Annotated in this window: 18 protein-coding genes; 13 read left to right on the top strand and 5 right to left on the bottom strand. The window is 72.8% G+C overall.

The features are described 5' to 3' along the window. Positions 1 to 16 precede the first annotated feature (16 nt). Both PGH47_RS14280 and PGH47_RS14275 read right to left on the bottom strand, forming a co-directional pair. Complete coding sequence (locus PGH47_RS14280) at positions 17 to 826, bottom strand: DUF3097 domain-containing protein (protein ID WP_271663749.1); 810 nt, start codon at positions 824 to 826, stop codon at positions 17 to 19. Between the two features lie 31 nt (positions 827 to 857). Beyond that, entirely contained in the window at positions 858 to 1601 is a 744-nt protein-coding gene (locus PGH47_RS14275; RefSeq protein WP_271663748.1) for an MBL fold metallo-hydrolase, read from the bottom strand. A 164-nt stretch (positions 1602 to 1765) separates the two neighbouring features. Between PGH47_RS14275 and hrcA the strand changes: the two genes are divergently transcribed. The 5 genes from hrcA to PGH47_RS14250 all read left to right on the top strand — a co-directional run bounded on the left by hrcA (position 1766) and on the right by PGH47_RS14250 (position 6351). Then, a complete protein-coding gene (hrcA, locus tag PGH47_RS14270; protein WP_030967637.1) occupies positions 1766 to 2782 on the top strand; it encodes a heat-inducible transcriptional repressor HrcA in 1017 nt (338 codons plus the stop codon). After that, on the top strand, positions 2783 to 3919 hold the full coding sequence (dnaJ, locus tag PGH47_RS14265) for a molecular chaperone DnaJ (RefSeq protein ID WP_126900425.1): 1137 nt from the start codon (positions 2783 to 2785) through the stop codon (positions 3917 to 3919). Positions 3920 to 4109: 190 nt separating this feature from the next. After that, entirely contained in the window at positions 4110 to 5195 is a 1086-nt protein-coding gene (locus tag PGH47_RS14260; protein WP_271663747.1) for a nitronate monooxygenase, read from the top strand. After that, entirely contained in the window at positions 5192 to 5941 is a 750-nt protein-coding gene (locus PGH47_RS14255; RefSeq protein WP_271663746.1) for a 16S rRNA (uracil(1498)-N(3))-methyltransferase, read from the top strand. The genes PGH47_RS14260 and PGH47_RS14255 overlap by 4 nt, the downstream gene beginning before the upstream one ends. 17 nt (positions 5942 to 5958) lie before the next feature. Further along, positions 5959 to 6351, top strand: a complete 393-nt coding sequence (locus PGH47_RS14250; RefSeq protein WP_107906606.1) for a VOC family protein — start codon at positions 5959 to 5961, stop codon at positions 6349 to 6351. Here the strand turns inward: PGH47_RS14250 and PGH47_RS14245 are convergent. Continuing rightward, on the bottom strand, positions 6293 to 6709 hold the full coding sequence (locus PGH47_RS14245; protein WP_271663745.1) for a hypothetical protein: 417 nt from the start codon (positions 6707 to 6709) through the stop codon (positions 6293 to 6295). The two genes, PGH47_RS14250 and PGH47_RS14245, sit on opposite strands and share 59 nt — an antisense overlap. 143 nt (positions 6710 to 6852) lie before the next feature. Here PGH47_RS14245 and PGH47_RS14240 point away from each other — a divergent pair, with 143 nt between their 5' ends. The 5 genes from PGH47_RS14240 to PGH47_RS14220 all read left to right on the top strand — a co-directional run bounded on the left by PGH47_RS14240 (position 6853) and on the right by PGH47_RS14220 (position 13138). Continuing rightward, positions 6853 to 7407 carry a hypothetical protein gene (locus PGH47_RS14240; protein ID WP_376055667.1) on the top strand — a complete coding sequence of 185 codons (555 nt, stop codon included), beginning with the start codon at positions 6853 to 6855 and terminating at the stop codon, positions 7405 to 7407. Positions 7408 to 7581: 174 nt separating this feature from the next. Next, positions 7582 to 10728: a S41 family peptidase gene (locus PGH47_RS14235; RefSeq protein WP_435887845.1), complete on the top strand. Its 3147-nt coding sequence runs from the start codon at positions 7582 to 7584 to the stop codon at positions 10726 to 10728. A 125-nt stretch (positions 10729 to 10853) separates the two neighbouring features. Beyond that, the gene (locus tag PGH47_RS14230; RefSeq protein ID WP_107906607.1) at positions 10854 to 11207 is read left to right on the top strand and encodes a histidine triad nucleotide-binding protein; all 354 of its coding nucleotides are present in this window, start codon (positions 10854 to 10856) and stop codon (positions 11205 to 11207) included. Positions 11208 to 11219: 12 nt separating this feature from the next. Then, positions 11220 to 12125: a ribonuclease Z gene (locus PGH47_RS14225; protein WP_271663744.1), complete on the top strand. Its 906-nt coding sequence runs from the start codon at positions 11220 to 11222 to the stop codon at positions 12123 to 12125. 20 nt (positions 12126 to 12145) lie between these two features. Beyond that, positions 12146 to 13138 carry an adenosine deaminase gene (locus PGH47_RS14220; RefSeq protein ID WP_271663743.1) on the top strand — a complete coding sequence of 331 codons (993 nt, stop codon included), beginning with the start codon at positions 12146 to 12148 and terminating at the stop codon, positions 13136 to 13138. 16 nt (positions 13139 to 13154) lie between these two features. Here PGH47_RS14220 and PGH47_RS14215 read toward each other — a convergent pair whose 3' ends face one another. Both PGH47_RS14215 and PGH47_RS14210 read right to left on the bottom strand, forming a co-directional pair. Beyond that, positions 13155 to 14387 carry an MFS transporter gene (locus tag PGH47_RS14215; RefSeq protein ID WP_271663742.1) on the bottom strand — a complete coding sequence of 411 codons (1233 nt, stop codon included), beginning with the start codon at positions 14385 to 14387 and terminating at the stop codon, positions 13155 to 13157. Positions 14388 to 14589: 202 nt separating this feature from the next. Then, positions 14590 to 15378, bottom strand: coding sequence for an IclR family transcriptional regulator (locus PGH47_RS14210; RefSeq protein WP_271663741.1), 789 nt, complete (start codon positions 15376 to 15378; stop codon positions 14590 to 14592). A gap of 151 nt (positions 15379 to 15529) precedes the next feature. Between PGH47_RS14210 and PGH47_RS14205 the strand changes: the two genes are divergently transcribed. From PGH47_RS14205 to PGH47_RS14195, 3 genes are all read left to right on the top strand, one after another. Further along, entirely contained in the window at positions 15530 to 16426 is an 897-nt protein-coding gene (locus PGH47_RS14205) for a 5-dehydro-4-deoxyglucarate dehydratase (RefSeq protein WP_376055715.1), read from the top strand. Then, positions 16423 to 17712 carry a glucarate dehydratase family protein gene (locus tag PGH47_RS14200; protein WP_271663739.1) on the top strand — a complete coding sequence of 430 codons (1290 nt, stop codon included), beginning with the start codon at positions 16423 to 16425 and terminating at the stop codon, positions 17710 to 17712. The genes PGH47_RS14205 and PGH47_RS14200 overlap by 4 nt, the downstream gene beginning before the upstream one ends. A gap of 183 nt (positions 17713 to 17895) precedes the next feature. Beyond that, positions 17896 to 19011, top strand: a complete 1116-nt coding sequence (locus tag PGH47_RS14195; RefSeq protein ID WP_271668052.1) for a carbohydrate kinase family protein — start codon at positions 17896 to 17898, stop codon at positions 19009 to 19011. Positions 19012 to 19076: the final 65 nt, after the last annotated feature.

The raw sequence follows: 19076 nt of genomic DNA, 5'->3' as shown, positions 1-19076 counted from the left end.
CGGCCCGGCAGCCGCCCTACGCCGGTGTCGTGACGAAGTCGATCAGTTCCTCCACCCGTCCCAGCAGCTCCGGCTCCAGGTCCTTGTAGGAACCCACCCGCTTGAGGATCGCCTGCCACACCGCCCCGGTGTTGTCCGACGGCCAGCCCAGGGCCCGGCACACCCCGGTCTTCCAGTCCTGGCCGCGCGGGACCCGGGGCCATGCCTCGATGCCTAGGGCCGCCGGCTTCACGGCCTCCCAGATGTCGATGTACGGGTGGCCCACCACCAGGGCGTGCTCGCTCGTCACCGACTCGGCGATGCGCCATTCCTTCGTGCCGGGGACCAGATGGTCCACGAGGACGCCGAGGCGCGCGTCCGGATCGGGTGCGAATTCGGCCACGATCGACGGCAGGTCGTCGACGCCCTCCAGGTACTCCACGACCACGCCCTCGACGCGCAGGTCGTCGCCCCACACCTTCTCGACCAGCTCGGCGTCGTGCCGGCCCTCCACGTAGATACGGCCGGCACGGGCCACGCGGGCACGAGCCCCGGGGACGGCGACCGAACCGGAGGCCGTACGGGTCGGACGTGCCGGAGCCGCGCCCGACGGGCGGACCAGCGTGACGACCTTGCCCTCCAGCAGGAATCCACGCGGCTCCAGCGGGAACACCCGGTGCTTGCCGAAGCGGTCCTCCAGGGTCACCGTGCCCGCCTCGCAGCGGATCACCGCGCCGCAGAACCCCGTGCCGGGCTCCTCGACCACCAGGCCGGGCTCCGCCGGTACCTCGGGGACGGGCTTGGGCTTCTTCCAGGGCGGGGTCAGGTCCGGGGAGTACTGGCGCATTCGGACGACGATAGGAGAAGCACCCCCGCGCTCACTGCGACACGCCGAATTCCGACGCGAGCTCGTCGCGCTGGCGCCGTACGAACTCCGCGTCCACCACCGCTCCGTGACCGGGTACGTACAGCGCGTCCTCGCCGCCCAGGGACAGCAGCCGGTCCAGCGCGGCGGGCCAGTGCGAGGGCACCGCGTCGGACCCGGCCTGGGGCTCGCCCGACTCCTCCACCAGATCCCCGCAGAAGACCACCTCCCGGTCGCCCGAGACGTCACCCGGCACGAGCACCACCAGGTCGTGCGCGGTGTGCGCGGGGCCCACGTTCGCCAGCAGGACCTGGCGGCCGCCGCCCAGGTCGAGCGTCCACTCGCCGCTGACCTGGTGACGGGGCCGGATCAGCGCGTCCACCGCCTCCTCCGCGGCGGCCGGATCCAGACCGTTGCGCACCGCGTCGGCCCGCAGCTCCTCGCGCGCCTGCCGGCCGTCCAGCATCGTGTCCATGCCGACCGGGCCGTAGACCTCCGCGCCCGCGAACGCCGACGCCCCGAAGACATGGTCGAAGTGGGGATGCGTCAGCGCGAGATGAGTCACACGGTGACCGGCGAGCCACTGCGCCTGCGTACGCAACCGCACGCCCTCCGCCAGGCTCGACCCGGCGTCGACGAGCAGCGCGGTGCCGTCCCCCACGACCAGCCCCGCCGTGCAGTCCCAGCCCGGAAGCCGGCACCGGCCCACCCCGGACGCCAGCCGCTCCCATCCCAGCTCTTCCCAAGTCACCGTCATGCGGCGACGCTAGCGGGGACACCCGTGTCGAGCACGGCGGACCTGGCCCGGCCTTGCCCGGGGTGTACCCCACCGCCGTACACTGGCCGGGGACGGCTGGCACTCGGATGGACAGAGTGCCAGGAAAGATGCCAAGGGGAACGAGATCTGGAGGTGCGCGCGAGATGCTGAGTGAACGCAGGCTCCAGGTGCTGCGCGCCATCGTCCAGGACTACGTCGGGACGGAGGAGCCGGTCGGCTCCAAGGCGCTCACCGAGCGGCACAACCTCGGCGTCTCCCCGGCCACCGTCCGCAACGACATGGCGGCGCTGGAGGACGAGGGCTTCATCGCCCAGCCGCACACCAGCGCCGGGCGCATCCCCACCGACAAGGGCTACCGGCTGTTCGTCGACAAGCTCGCCGGCGTCAAGCCGATGACCCCGCCCGAGCGGCGCGCCATCCAGAACTTCCTCGACGGCGCGGTCGACCTCGACGACGTCGTGGCCCGCACGGTACGGCTGCTCGCGCAGCTCACCCGGCAGGTCGCCGTCGTGCAGTACCCGTCGCTGACCCGGTCCACCGTCCGGCACGTCGAGCTGCTCTCGCTCGCGCCCGCGCGGGTGATGCTCGTGCTGATCACGGACACCGGCCGGGTCGAGCAGCGGATGATCGACTGCCCGGCGCCCTTCGGCGAGGCCTCGCTCGCGGACCTGCGGGCACGGCTGAACAGCAAGGTCGCGGGGCGGCGCTTCACCGATGTGCCAAGGCTCGTCGAGGACCTCCCCGAGGCCTTCGACATCGAGGACCGCGGCACCGTCTCGACCGTGCTCTCCACCCTCCTGGAGACACTCGTCGAGGAGAACGAGGAGCGGCTGATGATCGGCGGCACCGCCAATCTCACCCGCTTCGGGCATGACTTCCCCCTCACCATCCGGCCGGTCCTGGAAGCCCTGGAGGAGCAGGTCGTCCTCCTCAAGTTGCTTGGCGAGGCCGGGGATTCGGGCATGACCGTGCGGATCGGGCACGAGAACGCCTATGAGGGACTCAACTCCACTTCCGTGGTCTCGGTGGGCTACGGTTCGGGCGGCGAGGCAGTCGCCAAGCTCGGCGTGGTCGGACCGACCCGCATGGATTACCCGGGAACGATGGGAGCGGTACGCGCAGTGGCACGTTACGTCGGACAGATCCTGGCGGAGTCGTAAGTGGCCACGGACTACTACGCCGTGCTCGGCGTGCGTCGCGACGCGTCGCAGGAAGAGATCAAGAAGGCCTTCCGGCGGCTCGCCCGCGAGCTGCACCCGGACGTCAACCCGGATCCGAAGACCCAGGAGCGGTTCAAGGAGATCAACGCCGCTTACGAGGTGCTCTCGGACCCGCAGAAGAAGCAGGTCTACGACCTCGGCGGCGACCCGCTGTCCCAGGCGGGCGGCGCGGGCGCGGGCGGCTTCGGCGCCGGTGGCTTCGGCAACTTCTCGGACATCATGGACGCCTTCTTCGGTACGGCGTCCCAGCGCGGTCCGCGCTCGCGCACCCGGCGCGGCCAGGACGCGATGATCCGACTGGAGATCGAGCTCGACGAGGCGGCCTTCGGCACGACGAAGGACATCCAGGTCGACACGGCCGTCGTCTGCAACACCTGTAACGGTGAAGGGGCCGCACCCGGCACCTCCGCCCAGACGTGTGACATGTGCCGCGGTCGCGGTGAGGTGTCGCAGGTGACGCGGTCCTTCCTGGGCCAGGTCATGACGTCGCGGCCCTGCCCGCAGTGCCAGGGCTTCGGCACCGTCGTCCCGACGCCGTGCCCCGAGTGCGCCGGCGACGGCCGCGTACGGTCCCGGCGGACGCTGACGGTCAAGATCCCGGCCGGTGTCGACAACGGCACCCGCATCCAGCTCGCCGGTGAGGGCGAGGTCGGGCCCGGCGGCGGTCCCGCCGGTGACCTGTACGTCGAGATCCACGAACTCCCGCACTCGACGTTCCAGCGGCGCGGCGACGACCTGCACTGCACGGTGACGATCCCGATGACGGCGGCGTCCCTCGGCACGAAGGTGCCGCTGGAGACGCTGGACGGCATGGAGGAGGTCGACATCCGGCCCGGCACCCAGTCCGGCCAGTCGATCCCGCTGCACGGCCGCGGTGTCACGCATCTGCGGGGCGGCGGCCGAGGCGACCTCATCGTGCACGTCGAGGTCCAGACCCCGACCAAGCTGGACCCCGAACAGGAACGCCTCCTGCGCGAACTGGCCAAGCTCCGCGGCGAGGAACGCCCCCAGGGACAGTTCCAGCCGGGTCAGCAGGGGCTGTTCTCTCGGCTGAAGGATGCTTTCAACGGTCGCTGACGCGAGCTCGGCCGGCTGCCGGGGGTCCGGGGGTCGGCCCCCGGGCAGGCACAGTCAGCCCGGTCAGCAGGGGTTGTTCTCGCGGCTGAAGGACGCCTTCAACGGTCGCTGACGGGTGGGGGGAAGTTCCGGCCCGGGGCAAGGGAAGGGCCGATTCGGACTTGTTCGGAGGACGTGACAACATGCCGTCATGTCCTCCGCGCTGACCGATCTTTTCCCCCATCCGATCGTGCAGGCCCCCATGGCGGGCGGCGTCTCCGTGCCGCACCTCGCTGCCGCCGTGTCCGAGGCCGGTGGGCTGGGGTTTCTCGCCGCCGGGTACAAAACCGCCGACGGGATGTACCAGGAGATCAAGCAGCTGCGGGGACTGACCCAGCGCCCCTTCGGCGTCAACCTGTTCATGCCGCAGCCCGAGTACGCCGACGCGGCCGCCGTGGACGTCTACCGTCATCAGCTCGCCGGTGAGGCCGCCTGGTACGAGGTCGAGCTGGGGGACCCGGACAGCGGCCGCGACGACGGCTACGACGCCAAGCTCGCCGTGCTCCTCGACAACCCGGTGCCGGTCGTCTCCTTCCACTTCGGCGTGCCCACCGCCGAGGTGCTGGAGTCCCTGCGCCGCGCCGGCACCGTCACCCTCGTCACCGCCACCACCCCGGACGAGGCACTCGCCGTGCAGCGGGCCGGCGCCGACGCCGTGATCGTGCAGGGCGTCGAGGCCGGCGGCCACCAGGGCACCCACCGCGACCACCCCGAGACCGACGGCACCGGCATAGGGCTGCTGTCGCTCGTCGCCCAGGTCCGCGAGACCGTGAGCCTGCCGCTGGTCGCCGCCGGCGGCATCATGCGAGGCAGCCAGATCGCCGCCGTCCTCGCGGCCGGCGCCAGTGCCGCCCAGCTCGGCACCGCCTTCCTGATCACCCCGGAGTCCGGCGCCAACGCCCTGCACAAGCAGGCGCTGACCAACCCCCTGTTCGTCCGCACCGAGCTGACGCGCGCGTTCTCCGGACGCCCCGCGCGCGGCCTCGTCAACCGCTTCCTGCGCGAGCACGGCCCGTACGCCCCCGCCGCCTACCCCGAGGTCCACCACCTCACCTCGCCGCTGCGCAAGAAGGCCGCCGCGTCCGGCGACCCGCAGGGCATGGCGCTGTGGGCGGGGCAGGGCCACCGCATGGCCCGCGAACTCGCCGCCGGGCGGCTGGTGGAGGTCCTGGTCGCGGAGTTGGACGCGGCGTCGACAGCGTTGTCGGTCTTCCCGGAGGGTGGTGCGGCCGGATGACCGCGCCGGTGTTCGTCGTCGAGTCGCTGGAGCGGGCCGGCGGTGCCGAGTTCGTGCTCGACGGGCCCGAGGGCCGGCACGCCGTCTCGGTGAAGCGGCTGCGGGCCGGAGAGGAAGTCGTCCTCACCGACGGGCACGGCCGCTGGGCCGAGGGCGTCGTCAAGGCGGCCGAGGGCAAGGACCGGCTGGTGCTGGAGCTCGGGGCCGTGGCCGAGGAGGCCCCCGAGCGGCCCCGGATCACCGTCGTGCAGGCCCTGCCCAAGGGCGACCGCGGCGAGCTCGCGGTCGAGACCATGACCGAGACCGGCGTCGACGCGATCGTGCCGTGGGCGGCCGCCCGTTGCATCACGCAGTGGAAGGGCGAGCGGGGCGCGAAGGCGCTCGGCAAATGGCGGGCCACCGCCCGCGAGGCCGGCAAGCAGTCCCGCCGGGTGCGCTTCCCCGAGGTCGCGGACGCGGCGACGACCAAGCAGGTCGCGGCGCTGCTCGCGGCGGCCGACTTCGCCGCCGTACTGCACGAGGACCGCGACTACGGCAGTGAGGCCCTCGCGACCGCCGACCTGCCGGCCGAGGGCGAGATCGTGCTCGTCGTCGGGCCGGAGGGCGGGGTGTCGCCCGAGGAACTGGCCCTCTTCGAGGAGGCCGGGGCGAAGGCGTACCGTCTGGGCCGTACCGTCCTGCGCACCTCCACCGCCGGAACCGCGGCGACGGCACTGCTCCTCGGCCGCACCGGCCGCTGGTCCTGACGGGAGGGACGTCCGCCGTGGAACTCGCCCAAGTACGGCTGCTGGTCACCGACTTCGCGGCCTGCTACCGCTTCTACGCCGACGTCCTCGGCCTCAAGCCGCAGTCCGGGGCGACGGACGGGCCGTACGAGAAGTTCAGCCCCGCCACCGGCTCGGCGGGCATCGCCCTCCAGGACCGGGTCATGATGGCCGAGACCCTCGGCGAACTCGGCGACGACGCCGCCGGCCATCGCTCCATGGTCGTCCTGCGCGTGGACGACCTGGACACCTACTGCGCCCAGATCACCGCCCGTGGCGCGACCCTCATGCACGGCCCCGCCCCGATGACCGACCGCATGCGGGTCGTCCACCTCAAGGACCCGGAGGGGAACCTGGTGGAACTCCAGGAGTGGCTGCTGCTGCGCGGCTGACCTCGACGGCCTCGACGACCGCGTGGAACAGCTCCCAGCCGTCCAACTCACCCTTGCCCGACAGCAGTTCGCGCCGCGCGGCCTCGTCGACGAGGGCCCGCACGACCCCCGGCTCGCGCAGGTTGAGGAGATTGCCGCGTCCGTCGGCGACACAGCCCGCGAACCAGTACCCGTCGGCGACGTAGCGGCCCGAGCCGGACGGGCCGGAGCGGAAGACGACACGCGTGCGGACGCCGTCCAGGCAGAGGTTCAGGACCTCACGGCACACGTCTCCGTCGCGGTGCTTGTGCCGGACGCTCCACAGATACGTCGTCCGCCCGTCCACGACGAGCCTGCGCAGCCGGCGGTGTGATCGCATCCGGCCACGCTACGGCGCCGGACACCGCCCGGTCTCCGGGTTTTCAGCGCCGATTGGGCTTCATTCGATTGTGATGTCCGAGGTCCTGGAGTGGCCGTATGCGCTCTACCGCGTCGGCGGCGACAGTGGCAGGCTGCCCTCCCATGGGGGCATTCAGCAGGGTTTGGGGTTGTGCGGGGCGTCGGCCTCGCGGCGTGCGGGTGGCCGGTGTCGCCGGGCTTGCCGTGGTCGCGGTCGGCGGGCTGGGCGCCTGCGACCCGGGCGGACTGAGCAGCGCGACCGTGGCGTTCACCACCGACCAGACCGTGACCGCGGAACTGGAGCGCCAGAAGGCCGACGTGCAGTGGCTCAACTGCACCGGCTCCTACGACGGCGGCGGCAACAAGAGCTCCGGTGCCACGGCGAGCGAGAACACCGTCGTCAAGGTCGACTGCGAGGGCGAGACCGGCGGCGGCAAGGACATCGTCGTCACCGGCCGGATCACCCGGGCCGTCAGCGGCGCCTGTGTGCGCGGGGACCTCGTCGCCAAGATCGACGGCAAGGAGTGGTTCCACGTCAACGGTCTGGGCAAGTGCGACGCCACGCCCTCGCCCGTGAACCCCGGCGGCGGACAGCAGCCCGGGCCCACCGTCACGGTGACCGTCACGAAGACCGTCTACTGCAAGGAACACCCGAACTGCTGGCCGGAGGGCAAGTGACCGCGTCCCCCGGGCGGCGCGGGCAAGTGATCCAAGGGGCTGTTCGTGCACGCCGCCCTTGCTTAGGGTGATCGGGTGACACAGTCCGCGACGGCCGTGACGACCTCGGCCTCCCTCCCGCCGGCCGCACACTCCTCGTCCGCGTATCTGAGGTATCCGCATCTGCGCGGCGACCTGGTCGCCTTCACCGCCGAGGACGACGTGTGGATCGCCCCCCTCGACGGCGGCCGCGCCTGGCGGGTCAGCGCCGACAACGTGCCGGTCTCCCGGCCGCGCATCTCGCCCGACGGCACGACCGTCGCCTGGACCTCCACCCGCGACGGCGCCCCCGAGGTGCACATCGCGCCGGTCGACGGCGGCCCCTCCAGGCGACTTACGCACTGGGGCAGTTGGCAGACCCGGGTGCGCGGCTGGACCCCGGACGGCCGGGTCCTCGCGATCAGCACCCAGGGCCAGGCCGGCAGCCGCCGCACCTGGGCCCACACGGTCCCGCTCGACGGCGGCCCCGCGACCACCCTGCCGTACGGCCCCGTCGGCGACGTCGTGCACGGGCCGCACCTGGTGCTCGCCTCCGCGCCGATGGGCCTGGAGGCCGCCCGCTGGAAGCGCTACCGCGGCGGCACGGCGGGCAAGCTGTGGATCGACCGGGAGGGCGAGGGCGACTTCGTACGGCTGCACGAGGAGCTGGACGGGAACCTCGAGGACCCCGTGTGGGTGGGGGACCGGATCGCCTTCCTCTCCGACCACGAGGGCGTCGGAGCCCTGTACTCCTCCCTCGCCGACGGCTCCGATCTGCGCGGGCACACATCTGTCGACGGGTTCTACGCCCGGCACGCCGCGAGCGACGGCACCCGGGTCGTGTACGTGTCCGCCGGTGAACTCATGCTGCTGGACGACCTCGACGGCGCCGAGCCGCGCCGGCTGGACATCCGGCTCGGCGGGCAGCGCACCGACCGGCAGCCGTACCCGCTGAACGCCGCCCGTTCCTTCGGGGAGGCCGCGCCCGACCACACCGCGCGCGGCAGCGCCGTCTGCGTCCGCGGCAACGTGCACTGGGTCACCCACCGCTCGGGCCCCGCCCGCGCACTGGCCGCCGAGCCCGGCGTACGGGCCCGGCTGCCCCGTACCTTCCGCGCGGACGGCGAGGAGTGGGTGGTGTGGGTGACGGACGCCGAGGGCGACGACGCGCTGGAGTTCGCCCCGGCGACCGGGCTCGCGCCCGGGGCCACCCCGCGCAGACTGGCCGCCGGACAGCTCGGGCGGGTGCTGGAGCTGGCCATGGCGCCCGACGGGAGCCGGGCGGCGGTCGCCGCGCACGACGGCCGGGTGCTGTTCGTCGAGCGGGAGAGCGGCGAGGTCCGCGAGGTCGACCGCAGCGTGGACGGCGACGTGTCGGGGCTGGTCTTCTCGCCCGACTCGGCCTGGCTCGCCTGGTCGCACCCCGGCCCGCGCCCGCTGGCCCAGCTCAAGCTCGCCAACACCACCGACCTGTCGGTCTCCGAGGCGACCCCGCTGCGATTCCAGGACTACGCGCCCGCGTTCACGCAGGACGGCAAGCACCTGGCGTTCCTGTCGACGCGCGCCTTCGACCCGGTCTACGACGAGCACGTCTTCGACCTGGCCTTCGTGGTCGGCTCCCGCCCGCACCTGATCACGCTGGCGGCCACGACCCCGTCCCCCTTCGGCCCGCAGCGGCACGGCCGCTCCTTCGACGCGCCGGACAAGGAGGAGACACCCGACAGCGAGGGCACCCCCGCCACCCGCATCGACCTCGAAGGGCTCGCCGACCGGATCGTGCCGTTCCCCGTCGAGGCCGCCCGCTACACCGGCCTGCGGACCGCCAAAGACGGCGTGCTGTGGCTGCGCCACCCGGTGCAGGGCGCGCTCGGCGCCTCCCGGGCCACGCCCGACGACCCCGAGCCCAAGACCGAGCTGGAGCGCTACGACCTGCTTCAGCGGCGCGTCGAGCATCTCGCCGACGACGCCGACGACTTCGAGGTCAGCGGCGACGGCAAGCGGGTCCTGCTGTGGACCGACAGCAGGCTCAAGGTCGTACCGAGCGACCGGCGGGCGTCCGGCGACGAGGACAGCGACTCCAACATCACCGTGGACCTGACCCGCGTACGGCAGCGGATCGACCCGGCCGCCGAGTGGCGGCAGATGTTCGACGAGGCCGGCCGCATCATGCGGGACCACTTCTGGCGGCCCGACATGAGCGGGGTGGACTGGCCGGGCGTCCTGGACCGCTACCGCCCGCTCCTCGACCGCGTCGCCACCCACGACGACCTGATCGACCTGCTGTGGGAGGTGCAGGGCGAGCTGGGCACCTCGCACGCCTACGTCGCCTCGCGCGGCGGGTACGGCGGCGGCGCCCGGCAGGGGCTGCTCGGCGCGGACATCTCCCGCCACGCCGACGGGAGTTGGCGCATCGATCGCATCCTGCCGTCGGAGACCTCCGACCCCGACGCGCGGGCACCGCTGGCCGCGCCCGGCGTCGCGGTGCGGGCGGGCGACGCGATCGTGGCCGTGGCCGGGGTGCCGGTGGACCCGGTCACCGGGCCGGGGCCGCTGCTCGTCGGCACGGCGGGCAAGGCGGTGGAGCTGACGATCTCGCCGGCCGGCGGCGGGGACGTACGGCACGCGGTCGTGGTGCCCATCGCGGACGAGCAGCCGCTGCGCTACCACGCGTGGGTCGCGGACCGGCGGGCGTACGTGCACGAGAAGTCCGGCGGCCGGCTCGGCTACCTCCATGTCCCGGACATGCAGGCGCCGGGCTGGGCCCAGATCCACCGTGACCTGCGGATCGAGGTGGCCCGGGAAGGGCTCGTCGTGGACGTCCGGGAGAACGGCGGCGGGCACACCTCCCAGCTCGTCGTGGAGAAGCTGGCCCGGCGGATCGTCGGCTGGGAACTGCCGCGCGGGATGCGGCCGTACAGCTATCCGCAGGACGCGCCCCGAGGGCCGGTGGTGGCGGTGGCGGACGAGTTCTCCGGGTCGGACGGGGACATCGTCAACGCGGCGATCAAGGCGCTCGGCCTCGGACCGGTCGTGGGTACCCGGACCTGGGGCGGGGTGATCGGGATCGACAGCCGGTACCGGCTGGTCGACGGCACGCTGATCACCCAGCCGAAGTACGCCATCTGGCTGGAGGGCTACGGCTGGGACGTCGAGAACCACGGTGTCGACCCGGACGTGGAGGTGTTCCAGCGCCCGCAGGACTGGGTGGCGGGCAGGGACGCCCAACTGGACGAGGCGATCAGGATCGCGCTGGAGGGGCTGGAGACCAGCCCGGCGAAGACACCGCCGGCTCTGCCAACCTGAAAGGGGCGCGGGGCTGTATCGATTTGCGGCTCCGCCGCGTGGGCGCGACCAGCCACGATGCACCCGCACCCGGCGACGATACGATGCCCCCCGTAAACCACACCGGCCCAACCCCCGGAGGGAACATGGCAGGGGAGCCGCAGGACGACTGCTTGTTCTGCAAGATCGTCGCGAAGCACGTTCCGGCGACGATCGTGCGGGAGACGGAGACCACCGTCGCGTTCCGGGACATCAACCCCCAGGCGCCCACCCACGTCCTGGTCATCCCCAAGGCGCACTACAAGGACGCCGCCACCCTCGCGGCCGCCGAGCCGGCCCTCGCCGCGGACGTCCTGCGCGAGGCCCAGACCGTCGCCGACGAGGACAAGCTGGAGAGCTACCGCGTCGTCTTCAACACCGGTGCCGGCGCCGGCCAGACCGTGTTCCACGCGCACGCCCACGTCCTCGGCGGCCGTGGCCTGCAGTGGCCCCCCGGCTAGGCCGAAGTCGTCGTGTCCGTACGTGAGTTGGTCGTCCTCGGGACGGCGAGCCAGGTCCCGACCCGGCACCGGAACCACAACGGCTATCTGCTGCGGTGGGACGGCGAGGGCATCCTCTTCGATCCCGGCGAGGGCACACAGCGCCAGATGCTGCGGGCCGGCGTCGCCGCCCATGACCTGAACCGGATCTGCGTCACCCACTTCCACGGGGATCATTCGCTGGGCCTCGCCGGGGTCATCCAGCGGATCAACCTCGACAAGGTCCCGCACCCCGTCACCGCCCACTACCCGCGGTCCGGCCAGCGCTTCTTCGACCGGCTGCGGTACGCCACCGCCTACCGCGAGACCGTCGACCTCACGCAGGCCCCGGTCGACACCGACGGCGTCATCGCCGACACCGGCGGCTACACGCTGTACAGCGCCCGGCTGTCGCACCCCGTCGAGTCGTACGGCTACCGCCTCGTCGAGCCCGACGGCCGCCGCATGCTGCCCGAACGGCTCGCCGCGCACGGCATCAAGGGCCCGGACGTGGGCCGGATCCAGCGCGAAGGCGTCCTCGACGGTGTCTCGCTGGACGACGTGAGCGAGTTCCGGCGAGGGCAGCGGTTCGCGTTCGTCATGGACACCCGGCTGTGCGACGGGGTGTACGCCCTCGCCGACGGCTGCGACATGCTCGTCATCGAGTCCACCTTCCTGGACGAGGACGGCGAACTCGCCGCCGAGCACGGTCATCTGACCGCCGGTCAGGCCGCCCGCGTCGCGCTCGACAGCGGCGTACGGCATCTCGTGCTCACCCACTTCAGCCAGCGCTACACCGAGCCGGACGAGTTCGAGCGGCAGGCACGGGACGCCGGTTTCGACGGGGAGCTGACGGTGGCGCACGACCTGCTGAGGGTCCCGCTACCGAAACGTCGGTAATGCCGCCGTACGATGCTTTGATGCCCCTCCCCAAAGCAGAACTTCACCTTCACATCGAAGGCACCCTCGAACCCGAGCTCGCCTTCGAACTGGCCGCCCGCAACGGCGTCCGGCTGCCGTACGGCGACACCGGCGAGCTCGGCAAGGCGTACGAGTTCGAGGACCTCCAGTCCTTCCTGAACCTGTACTACGAGCTCATGGCCGTCCTGCGCACCGAGCAGGACTTCGCGGACCTCGCGAACGCCTACCTCGCGCGGGCCGCCGCCCAGGGCGTGCGGCACGCGGAGATCTTCTTCGACCCGCAGGCGCACACCAAGCGGGGCGTCGGGCTGGGCACCGTCGTAGAGGGGCTGTGGCGGGCGCTGGGCAGCAGCGAGGCGAACCACGGTGTCTCCACCCGGCTCATCATGTGCTTCCTGCGCGACGACTCCGCCGAGTCGGCGATGGAGACGCTGCGGGCCGCCGAGCCGTATCTCGACCGGATCACCGGCGTGGGCCTGGACTCGGCCGAGGTCGGCCATCCGCCGGTGAAGTTCCGCGAGGTCTACGAGGCGGCCGCCCGGCTCGGGCTGCGGCGCGTCGCGCACGCCGGCGAGGAGGGCCCGCCCGCGTACATCACCGAGGCCCTGGACGTCCTCGGCGTCGAGCGCGTCGACCACGGGCTGCGCTGCATGGAGGACCCGGCGCTGGTCGAGCGGCTGGTGCGGGAGCGGATGCCGCTGACGCTGTGCCCGCTGTCCAACGTGCGGCTGCGGACCGTCGACACGCTCGCCGACCACCCGCTGCCGGCGATGCTCGACGCCGGCCTGATGTGCACGGTCAACTCCGACGACCCGGCCTACTTCGGCGGGTACGCCGGCGACAACTTCGACGCGGTCCGCTCGACGCTGGGCCTGGACCGGGAACGGCTGCGGGAGCTGGCCCGCAACTCCTTCCTCGCCTCCTTCCTGGAGGACGACGAGGAGCTGCGGGCGCGGTACTTGGCCGAGGTGGAGGGCTACGAGTTCCGCTAGCGCTCCGGGCGGCCGCTCAGGTGGCGGCGGTCAGGCGGTCGGGGGCGGCCGGGGTGGCCTCGACGGTGTCCAGCGGGATCTCGACGACCTCGACCACCTCCGCCGTCTCGGCGATCTCGCCGCTCGTGCGGGTCAGGCGGCCCAGCGCCACCGCCGTCATGGGCACGGAGACGACCAGCAGCCCCACCGCCAGGACGGCGCCCATGACCGGGAACCCGGCCTGCGCCGACAGCACGCTCCCGGCCAGCGGGCCCGCCGCCGTGCCCAGCGACGCCGCCGATCCCACGAGCACCGCCCAGCGGCCCCGTGGGTCGAGGGAGGCAGCGAGGCCGATGACGTACGACAGGACGATCGGGTAGATCGTGTTCCAGGCGATCTCGCCGGTCGCGAAGGTCGGCAGGTCGGTGGCGGACGCGCTGAGCGCGATGCAGCCCGCGATGAGGACCGTGCCGGCGCCGATCGGCATGGCGAGGCCGAGACGCGGGCCGAGCGCGCCCGCCCCGGTCACACCGAGCAGCCCTGCGCCGAGCGCGATGGCGAACACCGCGCCGACCGTGGCCTCCGTCAACTGGGCCTGCGTCAGGCCGATCCGGCCGCTGACGCCCCACAGGGAGTTCTGGGCCAGCGACCAGCACAGCATGCAGGCGGCCAGGACCAGGCCGGGACGGCGATGGGGGAGCCGTGCGGCGGGCCTGCGTGACTCCACCGTCGGCGCGTCAACGGGGATACGGCCCGTCAGCGGCCATACGGCGAGCGCGGTGAGCGCGATGGCGGCCAGCGGCTGGCCATGGCCGGGACCGAGGTGCGGGACCGTCAGATAGACGGCACCCGCGAGGGCGGAGACGCCCAGCAGGCCGGCCGTGGTGGTCCGGTGCGGGTTGCGCTGTGAGGCGATACGGGTGGCGGCGACGGCGGTGGCCGTACCGGATCCGAAGCCGCCGATCAGGACGCCGAGGACGACGGCCGGGACGGTGTGCGCGAGGGCGGCGCCGCCGTAGCCGAGCAGGGCCAGGGTGAGGCCGATCCGGGCCAGCCTGCGGGCGCCGAAGCGGTCCACGCGGGAGGCGAGCAGGAAGCCTGCCGAGGCCGAACTCAGCAGCAGCGCGCTGCCGACGGCGCCGGCCTGGGTGGGGGAGAGCGGAAGTCCGGAGTCGAGCCTGCCGACGACGGTCGGCAGCAGATACGGAGCGAGGTACCCGGCCGTGAAAAGGGCAATGAGAGGCCAGGGGGTGGTGCGGGGGGCGAACACGGGCGGTCCCAGGGCATGCGAAAGGAGCGGCTCAGATGAGGGGGAGGGGCGCATGCCGTCGACGGACAGGACCGCGCGGGCAATTTGTATCAAGCGGAGGGAGCCGCGAAAAAGTGGGGGCGGAGTGATCTGAGGCACATTCCGTTTGCGGTGGGGGAAGGGGGGTAGCAGAGATGCTCGCCCGGGCCTTCGTCAGGCGCTCTCAGCGGCGCCAGTGCACCGAACCGCCCCCGCCTCCGGGAGCCCTCGCCTCGATCTTCGCGCGGGTCTCCCGCATCACCGCCACGATCCGCTCCTCGTGCGCGGCCGACAGCCGGGCCACCGGCACCGAGCAGCTGATCGCGTCCTGCGCCGGGGTGTCGTAGCGCAGTGCGAAGCCGAAGCCGACGATGCCGAGGACGCCCTCCTCGCGGTCGATCGACCAGCCGCGCGCCCGCACCCCGGCGAGGTCGGCGGCCAGTGCCTCGCGGCTGGTGCGGGTGTTGGGGGTGAGTGCACGGTAGGGGCCCTCGGGCAGCTCGCCGTCCGGGCGTTCGGCGAGCAGAGCCTTGCCCAGGGCGCCGACGTGGGCCGGCAGCCGGCGGCCGACCCGGCTGATCGTCCTGAGGTACTCGTGCGACTCGCGCGTCGCCAGATACGCCACGTCCCGGCCGTCCAGCCGCGCCATGTGGATCGTCTCGCCCAGCGCCTGCGACGCCTCGTCGAGGTACGGGCGCACCAGGCGCACGCGCGGGTCGGAGTCGAGGTAACTGGTGCCGGTGAGCAGGGCGTGAATGCCGATGCCGTAGAGCGAGCCGGTGACGTCGGTGCGGACCCAGCCGCGCGAGATCAGGGTCTGGAGCAGCGCGTACATGGAGCTGCGCGGCACCTCCAGCTCGTCGGCCAGCTCCTGGAGGCGCGCGGGCCGGTCGCCGCGCGCGGCGAGGAGTTCGAGGAGCTCGACCGTGCGTGCAGCGGACTTCACCTCGCGTACGCCGCCTGTCTCTGACATGGGCCGATCGTAATCGGACGGACCGTGCGATTGACGGTCACGGTTCGCGTATCTAATCTCAGTTCTTATACGTGGAAGACGTCTACATGGGGAGATGACGAGGGTGAGCCTCGATACGGACACCGACACGATCCGCCGACTGCGGGACGGCATGGCACGCGGCGTGCTGTCGTTCCCGCTGACGAGCTTCCACGACGACGGCTCGCTGGACCCGGACGGCTGCCGCGCCCATGTCGCCGCCCAGCTCGCCACCGCACCCGGCGCCGTCTTCCCCGCCTGCGGCACCGGCGAGTTCTTCTCGCTGGACGAGGACGAGTACCGCGTCGTCGTCACCGCGGCCGTCGAGGAGGCCGGCGGCCGGGTGCCCGTGGTGGCCGGAGTCGGGTACGGCTGGGCGCAGGCCGCCCGGTTCGCGCGGATCGCGGAGGAGGCCGGCGCCGACGCCCTCCTGGTCCTGCCGCACTACCTCGTCGCCGCCCCGCAGGACGGCCTGGTCGCCCAGCTTGAGCAGCTCGCGGCCCGGACCCGGCTGCCGCTGATCGCCTACCAGCGGGGCCAGGTCACCTTCACCGCCGACTCGTTGCGCCGCATCGCGCGCATCCCCGGCGTCATCGGGCTCAAGGACGGCCACAGCGACCTCGACCGCCTCCAGCGCCTCACCCTGGCCGCGCCCGAGGGCTTCCTGTTCTTCAACGGCGCCGCCACCGCCGAGATCCAGGCACGCGCCTACGCCACCGTCGGCGTCCCCGCCTACTCCTCCGCCGTGCACGCCTTCGCCCCCGAGATCGCGAACGCCTTCTTCGCCGCCCTGCGCGACGGCGACCACGGCTTCGCCGACAAGCTGCTGCGCGACTTCTACGTCCCGCTCGTCGAACTGCGCGACCGGGTGCCCGGCTACGCGGTCTCCCTGGTGAAGGCGGCAGCCCGGCTGCGCGGCCGCCCCGTCGGCCCCGTCCGCGCCCCGCTCACCGATCCGTCGCCCGGCGACCTGGCCGAGCTCAGGGCCCTGCTCGGCACCGGACTCGACCTCGTGGGAGCCGCGCTGTGAACCTCACCGTCACGGACGTGACCCTGACCCCGATCCTGGTCGCCGACCCGCCGCTGCTGAACACCCAGGGTGTCCACCAGCCGTACACGCCCCGACTGATCGTGGAGGTCGAGACGGCCGACGGGATCACGGGCGTCGGCGAGACGTACGGCGACACCAAGTACCTGGAGCTGGCGCGGCCGTTCGCGCGGAAGCTGGTCGGACGCGAGGTCACGGACCTGAACGGCCTGTTCGCCGTCGCCGACGAGGTGGCCGTGGACCGGTCCCGGGTCTCCGGCCAGGTCGACGTCGGCGGGCTGCGCGGCGTCCAGACCGCGGACAAGCTGCGGCTGTCCGTCGTCTCCGCCTTCGAGGTCGCCTGCCTCGACGCCCTCGGCAAGGCGCTCGGACTGCCCGTGCACGCGCTGCTCGGCGGCAAGGTGCGGGACGCGGTCGAGTACAGCGCGTACCTGTTCTACAAGTGGGCCGCCCACCCGCAGGGCGTGCGGGCCGAGAAGGACGACTGGGGCGCCGCCGTCGACCCGGCCGGGGTCGTCGAGCAGGCCCGCAGGTTCAAGGAGACGTACGGCTTCACGTCCTTCAAGCTCAAGGGCGGCGTCTTCCCGCCGGACGAGGAGATCGCGGCCGTACGGGCGCTCGCCGAGGCATTTCCCGGGCATCCGCTGCGGCTCGACCCCAACGGGGCCTGGTCGGTTGCGACCTCGCTGAGGGTGGCGCGGGAGCTCGGGGACGTCCTGGAGTACCTGGAGGACCCGACACTCGGCACGGCGGGCATGGCCGAGGTCGCCGCGCGCACCGGTGTGCCGCTGGCGACCAACATGTGCGTGACGACGTTCGCCGAGATCAAGGAGGCGTTCACCAAGGACGCCGTGCAGGTGGTCCTCTCCGACCACCACTACTGGGGCGGGCTGCGCAACACCCGGCAACTGGCGGCGATCTGCCGCACCTTCGGCGTCGGGGTGTCCATGCACTCCAACACCCACCTCGGCATCTCCCTGGCCGCGATGACCCACGTGGCATCCACCGTGCCGGACCTCCACCACGCCTGCGACTCCCACTACCCCTGGCAGTCCGAGGACGTCCTCACCGAGCGCCTCACCTTCGAGGCCGGCAAGGTCGCCGTGCCGGACGGCCCCGGACTCGGCGTCGAACTCGACCGCACCCGCCTCGCCGAGCTGCACCGCCGGTGGCTCGATGACGACGGCTCCCTCAGGGACCGCGACGACGCGGCGGCGATGCGGATCGCGGAACCGGGGTGGGTAACACCGGAGGTACCGCGCTGGTAGGGGCGCCCCGGGACGGGTAGCGGCCGCTCGACCCGTACGGACCGGGCGGCTCGGGCAAGATCCTGGTGGCGTTGTCAGTGGCTTGGTGCACACTGGCCAGATCGGCACCACGTCAGGGAGCGCACCGTGACCACGCCCACCGCGCCCACCGGAAGAGGACCCTCGCCCCAGCGGCCGTCGGCCATGGCGGCGGGGCCGTACCGCCGCGCCCAGGTCGACCCGCTCGCCGGCCTGCGCGCGCCCGCCGACCCGCCCTGGGACGTGTACCTCACGGGCACCGTCTTCCTGGACATCATCTTCACCGGCCTCGACTCCGCCCCGGTGCGCGGGACCGAGTCCTGGGCGCGCGGCATGGGCTCCAGCCCCGGCGGCGTGGCGAACATGGCCACCGCCCTGGCCCGCCTCGGCCTGCGTACGTCTCTCGCGGCGGCCTTCGGCGACGACCACTACGGCGACTACTGCTGGGACGCGCTGGAGCAGGGCGAGGGCATCGACCTCTCGCCGTCGCGCACGGTCCAGGGCTGGCACTCGCCGGTCACGGTGTCGATGGCGTACGAGGGGGAGCGCACGATGGTCTCCCACGGCCACGAGCCGCCCCCCGAGCCCGTGCCGCTGCCGGAGGGGGCACCGGAGTGCCCGCCGCGGGCCCGTGCCGCCGTGGCCTCCCTGGTGCCGGGCATCCGCGCGCCCTGGATCGCGCAGGCCGCGAGCAAGGGCACCCGGATCTTCGCCGACGTCGGCTGGGACGACACCGGAGCCTGGGACCTGGCGGGACTTGCGGACCTGGAGCACTGCGAGGCGTTCCTGCCGAACGCGCAGGAAGCCATGCGGTACACGCGCACCGACTGCCCCCGCAAGGCGGCCCACGCATTGACCGAGCACGTGCCGCTGGCGGTCGTCACCCTCGGCGCGGAGGGCGCGTACGCGGTGGACGGCAGGACCGGGGAGACCGCCGTGGTCCCGGCCATCGCCGTGGAGGCACTGGACCCGACCGGCGCCGGTGACGTCTTCGTCGCCGGGTTCGTCACCGGCACCCTGGCGGACTGGCCGCTCGCCGACCGCCTGGCCTTCGCGGGCCTGACGGCCGCCCTCTCGGTGCAGGAGTTCGGCGGCTCCCTCTCCGCCCCGGGCTGGGCCGAGATCGGCGCCTGGTGGCGGCAGGTCCGCTCCCTCGACCGGCAGGACCCCGAGGCCCTGCGCCGGTACGCGTTCCTGACGGACCTGGTGCCGAAGGACGCGGGAAGACCCTGGCCGCTGCGCAGGGCGGTGCCGACGATCGGGTTCAGACGGTCGGCGTGAGAGCGGGCCGGTTCAGGTGGCCGCCGCCCGGGTCAGCACCGCCAAGAGGCCACGCGGCCGGTGTG

It is taken from the genome of Streptomyces sp. HUAS 31 (genome assembly GCF_028198125.1).
In the GTDB taxonomy this organism is placed as follows: domain Bacteria; phylum Actinomycetota; class Actinomycetes; order Streptomycetales; family Streptomycetaceae; genus Streptomyces; species Streptomyces chartreusis.
This window is presented reverse-complemented; position numbering and strand designations above follow the sequence as displayed.

Bases quoted from the DNA above. Each gene is read 5' to 3' on its own strand.
- PGH47_RS14280 (WP_271663749.1), bottom strand. From the start codon at position 826: ATGCGCCAGTACTCCCCGGACCTGACCCCGCCCTGGAAGAAGCCCAAG.
- PGH47_RS14275 (WP_271663748.1), bottom strand. From the start codon at position 1,601: ATGACGGTGACTTGGGAAGAGCTGGGATGGGAGCGGCTGGCGTCCGGG.
- hrcA (WP_030967637.1), top strand. From the start codon at position 1,766: ATGCTGAGTGAACGCAGGCTCCAGGTGCTGCGCGCCATCGTCCAGGAC.
- PGH47_RS14260 (WP_271663747.1), top strand. From the start codon at position 4,110: ATGTCCTCCGCGCTGACCGATCTTTTCCCCCATCCGATCGTGCAGGCC.
- PGH47_RS14255 (WP_271663746.1), top strand. From the start codon at position 5,192: ATGACCGCGCCGGTGTTCGTCGTCGAGTCGCTGGAGCGGGCCGGCGGT.
- PGH47_RS14245 (WP_271663745.1), bottom strand. From the start codon at position 6,709: ATGCGATCACACCGCCGGCTGCGCAGGCTCGTCGTGGACGGGCGGACG.
- PGH47_RS14240 (WP_376055667.1), top strand. From the start codon at position 6,853: ATGGGGGCATTCAGCAGGGTTTGGGGTTGTGCGGGGCGTCGGCCTCGC.
- PGH47_RS14230 (WP_107906607.1), top strand. From the start codon at position 10,854: ATGGCAGGGGAGCCGCAGGACGACTGCTTGTTCTGCAAGATCGTCGCG.
- PGH47_RS14220 (WP_271663743.1), top strand. From the start codon at position 12,146: ATGCCCCTCCCCAAAGCAGAACTTCACCTTCACATCGAAGGCACCCTC.
- PGH47_RS14210 (WP_271663741.1), bottom strand. From the start codon at position 15,378: ATGTCAGAGACAGGCGGCGTACGCGAGGTGAAGTCCGCTGCACGCACG.
- PGH47_RS14205 (WP_376055715.1), top strand. From the start codon at position 15,530: ATGGCACGCGGCGTGCTGTCGTTCCCGCTGACGAGCTTCCACGACGAC.
- PGH47_RS14195 (WP_271668052.1), top strand. From the start codon at position 17,896: ATGGCGGCGGGGCCGTACCGCCGCGCCCAGGTCGACCCGCTCGCCGGC.